We start from the raw sequence: 12,028 nt of genomic DNA, 5'->3' as shown, positions 1-12,028 counted from the left end.
TTGTCCCTAAGAAGCCCCGTTTGATAACAAGCGATAGGCCTCTGGAGATAAAAGAGAGCTAAGCTCGGAAGGCTTCTCAATCTGCAATCTAACGATCCACCCTTGGCCGTAGGGATCCTGGTTAATGAAGGAAGGTTCCTCCCGGAGCGCGTCGTTGACTTCCATAACTGTCCCTGTGACTGGAGCATAAACGTCGGCAGCCGCCTTTACCGACTCAACGACGGCTACTACGGTTCCCTTTTCGACCCGCTTTCCGGGCGCGGGTAGTTCCACATAAACGATGTCAGAAAGCTGGGACTGCGCATGGTCCGTGATCCCCACGGTGGCTACCGACTCGTTTACAAGAACCCACTCATGGGTTGACGTATAGAACCGGTCGTTAGGAATGTTCATAAGTATCGCGCTTTCGATAGAGAGGGCGGGCACGAAGGAAGATCGAAACGCGCTTTCCTCGGACCTCGGTGGTAAGCCCTTTCCCTTCTCTTGCTTGGTCCTGGGCGACATACCCCATACCAACGGGTCGCTCAAAGATCGGAGAATAGGTGGCACTGGTAATCCATCCTACTTGGCCATTTTCGCCAAAGATGGGGGAGCCCGCCCTGGCTAGGGGAGTATTGGGGAGGCTTTCCCAAGCCATGAGTTTCCAATGGACTCCCTGACGTTGTTGCTCTTGCAACGTTTGTTTTCCAGGAAAGTTAGCCGTTTTTTCTAGAGAAATCCCAATTTCTCCACCCACCTCCAGAGGCGTTCGATCGGGAGTCAATTCCTGGCCAACCAGGGGCAGTCCCGCTTCAATGCGCAGGCTATCGCGGGCTCCAAGCCCGCAGGGTCGGCCACCCAGCTCGTCGGCGGCCTTGCAAAGCCTTCGGAAAACCCTTTCCACACTGGGCCTGGGAACGAGGACTTCCACTCCATCTTCACCCGTATAGCCGGTTCGCGCAATCCAGCTATCGTTCTGGCACTCCCAGGGCCAAATCCCAAAGCGAGGAGGCAATCGGGGGGTGTGCTCAAAAGCCGATTCCAGAAGAGAACGAAAGAGAGGCCCTTGGATTGCGACAATCGCATAAGCTTCTGTTGCGTCTTCGAGCGCCACGCCGGGCTCCAGGAAAGTCCGAAGCCAGGCAAGATCCTTTTCTCTCTGGGAAGCGTTCACCACGCAAAGCCACCGGGTTGAATCGATGCGGTAAGCGATCAAATCGTCAAGAATTCCCCCCGTTTCCGAGAGAAAAAAGGTGTAAACGCCTTTTCCCAAAGGGACCGAGGAAAGATCTCGCGGAAGGATCCGGTTGAGCCAATTCGAAGATGTTGGACCCGAAATCCAAATCTTCCCCATATGGGATACGTCAAAAATCCCGACCCGCATCCGAACAGAACGGTGCTCTGACAAAATGCTCGAAAAGTAGAGGGGAAGTTCCCAGCCAGCGAAAGCCGTGAAGTGTGCGCCGAGCTCTTGCTCGAGCTCAAATAACGGGGTCTTTCGTAAAAATTCTGAATCGGTCAAAACTGGCACCCCGCTTGTTCGGGCTCTTTTTCAAAGAAAGAAGACAAAAAAGATCTTTGGGGGAAAGACATTTTTATGGGACCCTTCGCCTGAGTGAAATGGAAGCTTGCCGGGAAATCCTAAGCGGGATAGCATGGCTCCTAACAAGGGTAGGCGACTTGTGTGTGCGGGGGGCTCTCTTTCCCCGAGGTCTTTCTGGCAGGGAGCCCTCATCTTGAGGTTGCCCGAGGTCCGCTATGAACAAGGAAAAGTCCCAGCCGGTTGGAGCGGGTGATTTTTTGGGAAGGGAAGAAGGGCGTCGTCGCTCCGTTGACGAGCTTAATATCAAAGTCCAGCAGACCCAGGAAGTTCTTCTGGATCTGGAGCGGCGCAAGGAGGAGCTAGAAAGACAGAAGCGACAGCTAGAAGAACTCAAAAGGAAACAAGTGGAGTTTGAGGAGGGGCAAGCTGTCTTGGTGGAACAGTTGACTCGTGGGCTTGCGCTACTGGAACGTCAGGCAGTCGAACTTCGCAGGGAATTGGAAGAGGTAGAGGAGGTACGCTTATCCTTTTCGGAACAGCTCGAGCTTCTGCAGGGTTTGGATCCAACCACATGGACCCCGGAGAGCCTGCAACAGGAGCTAGGGAAAGCGCTGGCGACGGTGGATCAGGCTCGAACGTTATACAGCCGAGCTCAATCCAAGATTCCCATCTTGCGCCCAGGAATTGTTGCCAAGGAGGTTCGTGTCTCTGCCGACACAGAATGGGAGGAAAAACCCAAGCGCGGGGCGTTTTGGGAAAAGGTCGCCAGTGGGTTCGCCTATTCCCTTCCGGGTGCGATCCTTCTTTCCCTCCTGTTAGTTGGTTGGAGATTTTTAGAACACTTCGTCAAATGAGATGAGGCGCTGGAATCCTTTTCGCCCGGGGAAGTCCGGAAGGAAAAATCCCATTGCTCGATATGAAGCCTACCTGGCCGAGCAAGAACGCAAACTATCCGGTCGGCTTCGAGAGCTTGAAGGAGAACTCGTGCGGTTGGATACAGCCGAGTCTTTGGGCGTAAGTTCTTCGGTTGCGGATCGGGGAGAGTTTCGGCCGAATCATCGGGTCCAGCGAATCCGAGATCGGAACCGATTCTTGGTTTGGAGCGCGATGGCGATTATCTCTATGGTTCTTTTGTGGGAGAAATGGGCAAAAATCCGCCAATGGTTGGGTCTGTAAAGGATTGCTTTTGGTTGAGTGCAAGCGCAGCGGGCAATGGAGGTGGGTGAAAACTTCCTCAGGCGTTTTGTAACCTTAAGGGCTGGCGAGGTTGAGGTTACAAAACCCGTCCCAGAAAGATAGCGACCTGGTCCTGGAGACGGACACACCGCTCGAGTACACCTTTTTGCAGGGCAACCTTCTAGGAAAGTCATCAGGCGTTCTTAATCCCTTGGTCAGCCGCGGGTCGACCCTCAAGGACAAGGGATTGGTTCCAACAATCACCTGGAATGTAAGTGGCAATCAAGCAGGTCGGTTGGACGTCGCTTGGGCGTGATCCTCTCAAGAGCTCTTCGGGTCGTGCAAGTGCGGGCTTTTGCACAAAAGAAAGCAACCGGCAGCCCTATATGGAGACGTTTTTATCAGGGGATACAGTCCCTTCAGCAAGGGCCTCCACTAGTTCCTTTCGATGGCGAATATCCTCTGCTCGATAAAGATAATACACTTCTTCCGCGATATTTTTTCCGTGATCTGCCATCCGTTCGAGGCTATGGGCAATAAAGAGAAGATGCAGCGCTCTTGTAATCGTCGCGGGATCCTCAATCATAAAGCTCACAAGTTCTCTTGAAAGCTGGTTCCGAATCCCGTCCACTTCCTTGTCTTTTCGAATGATCTGAAGAGCCTCCTCCGGCGCCTTTTGGATAAAACATTGGATAGCGCCCCGGATCATGTCCAGCACAATGTTACCCATCCTCGGAAGATCGATATAAGGCTTTAGCTGGGGTTCCCGGTTAAGCGCTTTTGCTCTGCGGGCAATCCCCACAGCGAGGTCAGCGATGCGCTCGAGGTTACTGGAAATCTGCGTGGTTACAATCATGAAGCGGCAGTCGGTCGCCACTGGTTGGTGGGTCGCGATGTACGTGACAATTGCCTCATCCAATTTGACCTCTAGTTCGTCAATCGGCACGTCTTCTCTTTCAACCGTTTCAGCAAGCCGGTCGTCTCGTTCGAATAGGGAGCGAAGCGCTAGCGATACACTCCGGTCGACCAGTCCGGCCATGAGCAAGAGATCCGACCGGATCTGGTTGAGCAATTGTTCAAAGGAAAGGGGATCTTTTTCTGGCATCGCATGTACTATGGAAGTGGAAGGGAAAGTTGGAAAGGAAAAAAAAGAAAAACACATCCAGAGATTTTTTCCCATCCCGCCAAGAACCAATCGAGGCCGCGGGGTGCTATCTTGCCCCACTTTCGTAACCAGCCGGCTCGCGGACGGTGATGGTTTTAAGAGCCATGCAAGGCGGCGAACTGGCTCAGGAAAAGCTCAAAAGAAACCTCCGCGGGCGATGGGGGTCAGAACCTTAAGACCGAGCTTTTCCTCCCTTCTTTGTTATGCTTTCCGTGCCACACAACTTTTGTCTTCATCCTAAGGAAGGGTGGCACCAGAGGGTAATCTTCCTTTTAAGAAGGAAATTTTTTTTGGATTGTGGAAAAAATTTCCGAGCACGCGCGTTGGAGCCCTTCGGGGTGAGAGAGCAGGCTTCCCCCTATGAGGAGAATCGCATCTTTTCCATAGAAATCGAGGACCGTTGGTAACTCTTCGAGCTTGATGCCACCGGCGGGAACCGGAAAGATCGCTTTCCAAATGTAAAGATGTTCCCTTGTGGCGTTGGTAATCCTGGCACAGCTGGCGCGAGAAAAAGGAAACCGGCTTCGCCAGTGAGGAAAGATCGTAGCATCGGCACCGACGAGTCTGGGGAGCGTTCCGAAAAGAACTTCGGGAGAAAAACCGCTCTGGGGTTTTGCGATAAAGGATCCAAGGAGAGCTGGGTGGACGAAAAGAGGAAGACCCAGCTCGGGATCGGTGGCTAGCATCCGGACGGAATCCCATCCGGAAATTCCAGGGCAAAGGAGGAGCCCTCCGGCCCCTGCCTTCTTTGCCAGGCGGGCACGGGAAGAAATTTCCTCCATGGGAGCGGTGACATTGGGGACATAAAGTGTACGCTTGCCTGTACGAGAAGCGGCATCTTGTATGCTGGCGCTACATCGGTAAACTCGTTCCCCAAAAGGAGCAAAGGGTTGGTTGCCCAACCCGTGGTCTTCTTTCACGATGTCCACTCCCCCAGCTGCAAGCTCTGCTGCCAGCAAGGCCAGTTGGCTGACATCCAACCCCATCGGCTTTAACGCGGAGCAAAGTAGAGGCCGCCCTTCCACGCCGAGCGTCTCTCGAAGACCCGCTTGTCCCAAGCGAGCTCCGGGAAAAATGCCTTGGAGACAGGGAGAAGGTTCAAGCTTAACCAAACGGACGTTTTTCCACAGGCTGACATTTCCAAAGATGACGTTTAAGGCTTGCGGAAGCTCTCCTCCCAGTGTCTCCCATCGATAGGTGATGTGAACTTCAAAACTCCTTTTCCCTTTTTGATGGATTGACTCTATCGTTCCGAGTTTTTCGAGGGCCTCTCTGCCTACAGCATGGGATGGCAGTTCAACCGTCTGTTCCAAAAGTAATGCTTGGGCAAGGGACTGGGCTTCGGCGGGAGAACACGCCAGTCGGTAAGTGACCCGAAGCGCCCCTTCTGGAACTGGATCCCTGTTCGAACAAAGGTTGCTATTTTTGTCCTGCTCAAGTGGGCTCCTCATGGCTTTTCAAAGTAATAGCGCTTGGTTCGGGAAAGAAATGGCTGGTGCGAGCGTGCGTACTTGCTAAGGCTCTCAGCGCTCTCCAAAAGCTACGACAACTGTCGCAGAACGGGATGAAACGATGCGGCAATTATGCTCTTCGGTTTCTCCTTCGTCGAGGCCCCGTTTCCTGCGGCGCTTATGCCTAGCGTCAGAGCATTCTTTCCTTCTCTCCATGGGCTCCACTGCGCAGAGCTTGGAGCCAAGCGTTCCGAATGGATTGCAGCGTTGAGATCGCCTTCGATCTCCTGTCCCCAAGCTTCGCATCGAATTGGCATCGAAAAGTCCGGTACGACAACACCAGCGCGGTCTTCGTCACACCGCAAGAAGAATGGGTCTTGCATGAAGGATAGAACCGGCCAACCCCGACCACCGTTGCTCCGTAAGATCAGTGGCTTCTAGGACAGTTGCGGTCGACATTCCAAGCATGTGCCATCCAGGATCGACCGGGCTCGATACTGTTTGCACGTCACCCGTTGGACATTCAAGTCCTCGATGCCGATGTGGCGGTAGGTCCTCACGAGCATCGTGGTAGCTTTTTGGGTCGCATCGTGCCAGATGCTCCCCATGCGTCGGGGAATTCTCGTGATACGCTTCCGAATTTTTCTCCTGGGGCCGAGACTTTCCGCTTTCTTGACAGCCACAGGCTTTCCCTGCGCAACCTCTTCAAGAGTCATGTGTGCGTCTTGGCGCCGCGAATCGTCTCCCCGGTGTTCGGGGCTTCGGCAGCCACGCTTGCGCGCCGATCCACGCCGGCCGCCCCTTTTGGGACGCGAACCTTCTCAGTGTCGCCGGTATCGGTCCGGATCGAGGCAAACCGCTTTGCCAGCCTCGCGGCTGCCCGTCACACGCTTAAGCACACTCGTGAATCGGACCTCTTCGCGCGTCCGCGCTTAGCCAATGACCGGCCGCCCGGAAGCTGCCAGCCCTATTAGCAACGCAAAAGACGATTGCGCAGTCGCTTCCTTTGAAACCGGGGATACGGACCACGGCGCTCAAAGAAAGCCCGGCCCGGACAGCCGCGCCAAGATCGATCATGGCTTTCCGAAACGCGAACTTCCTCACGTAGAACACCCATGAAAAGTACTTTCGCTTGAGTTGTTTCAACTGGCAGCGGGCGCAAGCTTCTATTGCGGTAGGTACAAGAGCTCCTTCTTTGTCTCTGCCTACTGCCGTCGCCCCTCGAACCAACGCCAGTTTCATGCGAACCGTGCCCCGCCCGATGTCCGGGCGAAATAGGTCTTTAGCCTATTGTTCGGGATCGAGCCCGATGCAATGAATGATCCGCGTGCTGCCGATTTGTCCACTGTGTGCTTGAGGCCTTTCGGTAGCTTTTGATTCCGGCGCGGGTAGAGCGAGAGGGCCGGGCCGAGAACACCGGGATGATCTCGAGCCTTTTCTTGCCCAAGTATTCCGTAAAGATTCTATCCGCGGCTTCGTTTGAGGACCCTCACCCGAACGCCGTTGGCCTTGGACATCGCCAGCAATGCCACTTCCGGTTGGAAGAGCGGAAGCGCCCAGTGCTGGTGCGTGATCGCCACCCTCCGGCCTGGCCTTCAAGGATGGCCTCCGGTGTCCACTTTGAGTCCCTTCTTGCGGTGGTTCATGCCCGAGCGAAGTTCGGAGATGATCTCACATGGCCCAGCCCTGTCGGGTGCATTCAAGTTCCAGAACCCGCTTCTAGTGATTTCCATCGTCCTTCTGGTCGTGACTGGATACGTGGGTATAGGTGGCGAGACTAGACCTGGAGTTTGTTTCCTGTCCGGCAGGAAAGGGCTCCAATAAAAGTTTGGCTCGATCACAAGGGCAATCATAGCTCGCCATCCCGTTTGGGAATCGACAGTTCTAGTGCATGGACCGGCTTTGCCTATACCAACCACTGTCGCCATTTTGTGGTGAACGAATCCCTTTTACTACCCTTTCAAGCAAACTGTTGAAGCCCCCGGACGGCGTCTCACGAATCGCAGCAAGACTCAACAGGAAAAACGGCCAGTTGGTCCTTGTTAGGAGCTACCAGTACGGAGAAAAAGTTTTCCTGAGCGGATACCGGTTTTCGGGAATCGCCGGGACGAGCGCGATCCATTGGCATCTCTGTGGAGCGTCTCTGGGAGAACTCTTGCGAGAAGGATTTTTGGCATGGGCCAGATTCCAACAAAGGTGTGGCCGGATGAAGAACGACTCGCGCGACGAGCTATGCCGAGGGGTGAGGGAACGAGCAAAAAGGTGAGGAGTTTTCTTACGCGAACGTGAGGAAACGTAGAAGCCAGTCACCCATTCCATGGAAAACCGGGACGCCGTGGCGAGTAGGAGCGCTCGTTCCTGCAGGGTTAAGGAAGCTCTAGCATAACAAGCCAAAGCCCTGGAAAGCTAGATCCCTATTCTCCTTGAAAAGACCACGATTTTAGCCGGGGCTAGCCGATGGGAAGGCTTAAGGAATCGGGGCCTAATCGCAGGTTAGTTTGGGAAGCGAAAAGAGCGAAGAAAGCAAAAAACTCGGCCGCCGGCAGGGAGGAGTTTTACCCCGGGATTCCTCTCCGGGGATAGGAACTATGGAAGATCTCAAGGAGGAAGCATGAGGCAACCCCTTGTTCAAAAACCTTACATACTTTTAGGTGCAGATTAAAGTATAAGGTGAACTGAGAATTACAGAAGACATTGACCTTTCTATCAAGTTGGAGAAATTTAGGGTAATGCCTATGCCAAACAAAGGAGGAATTCCATGGAAAACAAAGCTCAGAAAAACGTGAAGCTGGTCGACGCATTGGCTCTTGCCTTGGTCATCATCGGTGCGTTGGATTGGGGTGTGTGGGGAATTTTTCAGCGGGATTTTGTCAGCCTTTTGTTCGGTGGTCCATCGGCTGTGTGGAGCCGGGGGGTGTATATCCTGGTAGCTCTGGCCGGGTTGTGGAGTATCCGATTGCTTATCCGTGCGTGGCAGGCTTCTGGAAGCGTTTCCCAGGCGTAAGCTCTTTTTCCGTTTCCGCGGCCTGGAGTGCTTCCCAATTCTTCCGAAAGGCTTTGTTCGTGAGGTGGTGAGCGATCGTCCTGGTGTCCCAGTTGGGAATGGGTTGAGAGTGGGGTCTAGAGTCTCTCGACCCAATTGGCCGTAGGACCACTGGCCAGCCGGTGATCTCAACTTCCTTCTATGGAACGTTGCTCGAAAGTGTGGGAGAATCGCTCGGTGGGAAGTCGAAAGAAATGGCTAGCCCGGCTATCCTCGATCCTGCGGCCTCTGTGGTCCCCGGCGACCGAAGGGGAACGGAGAGAACAAACGCCTGAAGAGAAGACCGTAAGACCTACTGCTTTAAGTAAAAAGGCTTAAGCAAACGGTAGAAGCTAGGAGGCTACAAGCTGGCGCCTAAACGTGGCAACTCTCTTTCAGGAACAGGCGGATACGAAAAACCGTGTTCCTATGTTTTCGGCGAAAGAGCCTCGTGCGAGGCTCAATGTAGGATACGAGAAATAATCCTACGCAACCGTGCATTCAATATCGGGACATTGCGCCGGGCGTGCTTCAAGCGATGTCTGGAATCGAAACACATATCAGAGAGTCCGGTTTTGAACGATCCTTGCGGGAGCTTATTACGATTCGAGCTTCGCAGCTCTACGGTTGCCCATTCTGTATCCATATGCACACGAAAGGCACCCCGAGCTCGGGGCGAGAGCAAACAACGCATTAATCTTCTCGACAGTTGGCGGGAAGCGGCATTCTGGACGGAGCTTGAACGCGCGGCGCTAGAGTGGACCAAGGCGGTGATGCTCACTGCCGGTGGACAGGTTCCGGAGGATGTTTCCGAACGGGCGCGCCGGCAGTTCAGCGAACAAGAGCTGGTTAACTTGACGCTAGCCGTTATCGCAATCAACGGTGGGAATCGGTTGCTTATTTATGAGTTTTCGGGCTGTTCCCGGTGCCTACCAGTCGAGTCAGTGCGAGTAGATCGTTTCGTCGAGATGATGGGCGCCAGAACGTTTTTGGTCTGTTCCGATCGTCTGATTCCCAGTGGACCGGGACGGAATCTGACGACAGAGCGTTTGACCGAAGCGGTACGGAGCGCATCTGATACTGTGATCGCTATGTCTAAGTGTAACGACAGCTTCAACAGTGCGGTCAAACTGGTGAGCGAGAATGTAGACTGTCCGGACAGGCTGGGGGGCCAAACCGGTGTCATGGTTGGGAGTCACGCAAGGACGGACGGGAGCGATCACGGTCTTGGAGTATGTACGCAGCATTTGCGCGCACGGCAGCGCGAACATCGTTCCCAATCCCGTTTCCATCACCCGGGTGCATAAGGTCTTCGAGGAGGAAGGTACTTCTGCTACTAAACCTCCATAGGGACCCACCGTCGGTATCATCCGGGGTCAAGCCTCATCTTAAGTCGAGACACGGGCGATCTTCCGATTCGCTTTGACGAGCGGGTAGGGGAAACGAACCAGAGGGAGGGATTTTCAGGCGGTGCCCAGGGGAAAGCGGCAGCCTCTGCTGTGGCTTTCCAGCGTTTGCCATGTGCGACTCGTTCGTTACATCCATCGCTCGCTTCGAAGAACGCACCCAATCATTTTGGGTTATCCATTCGGGGTAGTCCGGGAAAAAGTAGTACGCCGGTACACCCTGTTAACCGCGCCTGCATCGTTGCCCTTGCCTCCTTTTAAAAGCTTCGACCACAAAAAAGAGGAGTTAAGGGTTTTGAGTGATCCCTCCTCGCAAAGGAATGCTTGCAAGTAATTGTGGGGAACGGTTACTGCTTATGAGACTTAGGCATGCTATGCCGTACCACTTCCAGCCGGGGCCTGACCGGACGGACAAAACTTCTTTTCGATGTCATGCAAGCACAAATGCGAAAAGAAACCAGTTAGCTGGTACACGTACGTGAGATCCCGGACATGACGACCTACCTGAGCGTCGAGGTGCAGCGGGAGCACGGTCTTGAGCCTACCGCTCCCTCGGCGTGTCAAAAATGGCTTCAAAAGACTGTGTAAGTTTGGACGATGGCCCATGAAATGGATAGGGCCCAAAAAATTGGTACAGGCAATGAGGTACAACTGAGGTGCTTAGCAAAGCGGTAAACCGTCCGAAGAGTTGGAAGCTTTAACCGTTGCAGCACCGTGCCACCAGCCTAATGCCGGACCAGGACAGTGCCCAGTAAGTCAGAGCTGGGCAAGCACGGTGGTGATAAGGATCCCTGTAAGCTAGATAAAGGACCGCTCAACTTGTGTTCCAGCGTGTCGATATGGTTGCTCAGGCATTGATCCAGGGCCTCCATGCGGCCGCGGGAGTTGCTGATCGAGGGCATGGATTTGGCCCGAAAGCTCCTCCCGGAAACGGTCGATTTTCTGGACTAGGTGGGTGACAGCCAAACGCAGCTCTTGGGTATCTTCTCGTAACTGTGCACAGGCATGGGAATACTCCTTCAGTTTCCCTTCCAAGGAAGCGACCACTCTTCCAAGGTAGACACAACTTGCTCCTAGTTCTCCCGTTTGGCCAATGCTTGCCTTATCGAACTTGTGTAGGGAGGTCGCAGGACCCCGCATTCGGTGATGATCGCGGTAATGAGATCAGCCGGTGTTACGTCAAAAGCCGGGTTGGCAACCCGGCTTTCTTCCGGGACCCATCGGTAGGAGACAAGAGAGGTAACTTCTTCTGCCGGACGCTCCTCCACGGGTATAGCCTCCCCTCCAGGAGAAGCCAGGTCGATGGTTGAAGTTGGAGCTGCCACGTAAAAAGGGATGTCATGATATCGAGCAAGAACTGCCAGCGTGTACGTTCCGATTTTATTCGCCGTGTCCCCGTTTGCGGCGATCCGGTCAGCGCCCACGAAACATAGATGGATGTGCCCAGATCTCATGAGAGAACCACTTGCGCTGTCAACTACCACGGTATGGGGAATACCGGCACGGGCAAGTTCCCATGCTGTCAGACGAGCTCCTTGCAAGAGAGGACGTGTTTCGCCGACAAACACATGCAATTTCTTCCCCGATTGAAAAGCCTGCAGAATGATTCCCAATGCCGTTCCAAAACCGCCTCCTGCTAGCGCACCAGTGTGACAGTGGTGATAGATCTGGGCACCATCGGGGACTAGAGACACCCCGTAACCAGCCAGTTGGCGGTGAACAAGTTGGATCTCTTCTTCAATCGCTCTGGCTTCTTCCAAAGCTTTTTGTATGAGTTCGTCCGGGGTGGAGGCATTCGTAATCTTTCTCCAGACACGGTCTATGGCCCACCTAAGATTGACAGCGGTAGGACGGCTGCACTGGAGAACGCTTTTTGCATCTTCAATGGCTTTTTTGGCTGCAGTGATGGGCTGAGAACGATTTTCCCAGGCGGCCAGCGCCATCCCAAAAGCACCTGCTAGGGCGAGCGAAGGGGCACCCCGGATCGCCATTTGGCGAATAGCTAGGGCCAATTCTCCTATAGTTCGGCAGCGCCAGTAATCCAATTCACGGGGCAATTTACGCTGGTCTAAAAGGAGGATAGCCCCCTCTTCCTGGTCCCATTGCAAAGGCTTGGTAAGAGCATGGACCTCCATATTGAAAAAGGATAAAACAAAGTCACGTTTTGGGACAGCGTTGAGTTCTCTCTGGCTTTGCAGGAATTTTGGAACCGGCAACGATGCAACCCCTGGAAGGTTTCACTGCGGCATTTGGGTGTGCGCACTCCCAAGGATGCGTCGTCCAGTA

General features: G+C 54.0%; 14 protein-coding genes. 6 read left to right on the top strand and 8 right to left on the bottom strand.

Annotation, left to right across the window (positions count from 1 at the left end; genetic code table 11):
* Positions 1-6 precede the first annotated feature (6 nt).
* Both gcvH and gcvT read right to left on the bottom strand, forming a co-directional pair.
* Positions 7-393: a glycine cleavage system protein GcvH gene (gcvH, locus tag KK925_RS04430; RefSeq protein ID WP_174581934.1), complete on the bottom strand. Its 387-nt coding sequence runs from the start codon at positions 391-393 to the stop codon at positions 7-9.
* Complete coding sequence (gcvT, locus tag KK925_RS04425) at positions 380-1,510, bottom strand: glycine cleavage system aminomethyltransferase GcvT (RefSeq protein ID WP_174581933.1); 1,131 nt, start codon at positions 1,508-1,510, stop codon at positions 380-382. Before gcvT ends, gcvH begins: the two co-directional genes overlap by 14 nt.
* A gap of 227 nt (positions 1,511-1,737) precedes the next feature.
* Here gcvT and KK925_RS04420 point away from each other — a divergent pair, with 227 nt between their 5' ends.
* Positions 1,738-2,376, top strand: a complete 639-nt coding sequence (locus KK925_RS04420) for a hypothetical protein (RefSeq protein WP_236027852.1) — start codon at positions 1,738-1,740, stop codon at positions 2,374-2,376.
* 1 nt (position 2,377) lies between these two features.
* Positions 2,378-2,698: a hypothetical protein gene (locus tag KK925_RS04415; RefSeq protein ID WP_174581932.1), complete on the top strand. Its 321-nt coding sequence runs from the start codon at positions 2,378-2,380 to the stop codon at positions 2,696-2,698.
* Positions 2,699-3,080: 382 nt separating this feature from the next.
* Here the strand turns inward: KK925_RS04415 and phoU are convergent, their stop codons facing one another.
* The 4 genes from phoU to KK925_RS04395 form a co-directional block, all read right to left on the bottom strand.
* Entirely contained in the window at positions 3,081-3,803 is a 723-nt protein-coding gene (phoU, locus tag KK925_RS04410; RefSeq protein ID WP_174581931.1) for a phosphate signaling complex protein PhoU, read from the bottom strand.
* A gap of 332 nt (positions 3,804-4,135) precedes the next feature.
* Entirely contained in the window at positions 4,136-5,314 is a 1,179-nt protein-coding gene (locus KK925_RS04405) for a RuBisCO large subunit C-terminal-like domain-containing protein (RefSeq protein WP_174581930.1), read from the bottom strand.
* Positions 5,315-5,751: 437 nt separating this feature from the next.
* On the bottom strand, positions 5,752-6,030 hold the full coding sequence (locus KK925_RS04400) for a hypothetical protein (RefSeq protein ID WP_174581929.1): 279 nt from the start codon (positions 6,028-6,030) through the stop codon (positions 5,752-5,754).
* A 175-nt stretch (positions 6,031-6,205) separates the two neighbouring features.
* Positions 6,206-6,556: a hypothetical protein gene (locus KK925_RS04395; RefSeq protein WP_174581928.1), complete on the bottom strand. Its 351-nt coding sequence runs from the start codon at positions 6,554-6,556 to the stop codon at positions 6,206-6,208.
* A 790-nt stretch (positions 6,557-7,346) separates the two neighbouring features.
* Here KK925_RS04395 and KK925_RS04390 point away from each other — a divergent pair.
* The 4 genes from KK925_RS04390 to KK925_RS04375 all read left to right on the top strand — a co-directional run bounded on the left by KK925_RS04390 (position 7,347) and on the right by KK925_RS04375 (position 9,643).
* Positions 7,347-7,580, top strand: a complete 234-nt coding sequence (locus KK925_RS04390; RefSeq protein WP_214096294.1) for a hypothetical protein — start codon at positions 7,347-7,349, stop codon at positions 7,578-7,580.
* A 492-nt stretch (positions 7,581-8,072) separates the two neighbouring features.
* Positions 8,073-8,318, top strand: coding sequence for a DUF378 domain-containing protein (locus tag KK925_RS04385; protein ID WP_174581927.1), 246 nt, complete (start codon positions 8,073-8,075; stop codon positions 8,316-8,318).
* Between the two features lie 556 nt (positions 8,319-8,874).
* The gene (locus KK925_RS11410) at positions 8,875-9,033 is read left to right on the top strand and encodes a carboxymuconolactone decarboxylase family protein (protein ID WP_214096293.1); all 159 of its coding nucleotides are present in this window, start codon (positions 8,875-8,877) and stop codon (positions 9,031-9,033) included.
* A gap of 73 nt (positions 9,034-9,106) precedes the next feature.
* Positions 9,107-9,643 (top strand): carboxymuconolactone decarboxylase family protein, encoded by a 537-nt coding sequence (locus KK925_RS04375; protein ID WP_214096292.1) that lies wholly within the window; start codon positions 9,107-9,109, stop codon positions 9,641-9,643.
* Positions 9,644-10,540: 897 nt separating this feature from the next.
* Here the strand turns inward: KK925_RS04375 and KK925_RS04370 are convergent.
* Positions 10,541-10,789, bottom strand: a complete 249-nt coding sequence (locus KK925_RS04370) for a hypothetical protein (protein ID WP_174581926.1) — start codon at positions 10,787-10,789, stop codon at positions 10,541-10,543.
* A gap of 26 nt (positions 10,790-10,815) precedes the next feature.
* Positions 10,816-11,877 (bottom strand): S-methyl-5-thioribose-1-phosphate isomerase, encoded by a 1,062-nt coding sequence (gene mtnA, locus KK925_RS04365; RefSeq protein ID WP_174582012.1) that lies wholly within the window; start codon positions 11,875-11,877, stop codon positions 10,816-10,818.
* Positions 11,878-12,028 lie beyond the last annotated feature (151 nt).

It is taken from the genome of Candidatus Methylacidithermus pantelleriae (assembly GCF_905250085.1).
In the GTDB taxonomy this organism is placed as follows: Bacteria; Verrucomicrobiota; Verrucomicrobiia; order Methylacidiphilales; family Methylacidiphilaceae; genus Methylacidithermus; species Methylacidithermus pantelleriae.
The sequence above is the reverse complement of the archived record's forward strand: the minus strand, read 5'-3'. Positions and strand labels throughout refer to the sequence as shown.

Bases quoted from the DNA above. Each gene is read 5' to 3' on its own strand.
- KK925_RS11410 (WP_214096293.1), top strand. From the start codon at position 8,875: ATGTCTGGAATCGAAACACATATCAGAGAGTCCGGTTTTGAACGATCC.
- mtnA (WP_174582012.1), bottom strand. From the start codon at position 11,877: ATGGAGGTCCATGCTCTTACCAAGCCTTTGCAATGGGACCAGGAAGAG.
- KK925_RS04420 (WP_236027852.1), top strand. From the start codon at position 1,738: ATGAACAAGGAAAAGTCCCAGCCGGTTGGAGCGGGTGATTTTTTGGGA.
- KK925_RS04385 (WP_174581927.1), top strand. From the start codon at position 8,073: ATGGAAAACAAAGCTCAGAAAAACGTGAAGCTGGTCGACGCATTGGCT.
- KK925_RS04400 (WP_174581929.1), bottom strand. From the start codon at position 6,030: ATGACTCTTGAAGAGGTTGCGCAGGGAAAGCCTGTGGCTGTCAAGAAA.
- KK925_RS04395 (WP_174581928.1), bottom strand. From the start codon at position 6,556: ATGAAACTGGCGTTGGTTCGAGGGGCGACGGCAGTAGGCAGAGACAAA.
- gcvH (WP_174581934.1), bottom strand. From the start codon at position 393: ATGAACATTCCTAACGACCGGTTCTATACGTCAACCCATGAGTGGGTT.
- KK925_RS04415 (WP_174581932.1), top strand. From the start codon at position 2,378: ATGAGGCGCTGGAATCCTTTTCGCCCGGGGAAGTCCGGAAGGAAAAAT.
- phoU (WP_174581931.1), bottom strand. From the start codon at position 3,803: ATGCCAGAAAAAGATCCCCTTTCCTTTGAACAATTGCTCAACCAGATC.
- KK925_RS04405 (WP_174581930.1), bottom strand. From the start codon at position 5,314: ATGAGGAGCCCACTTGAGCAGGACAAAAATAGCAACCTTTGTTCGAAC.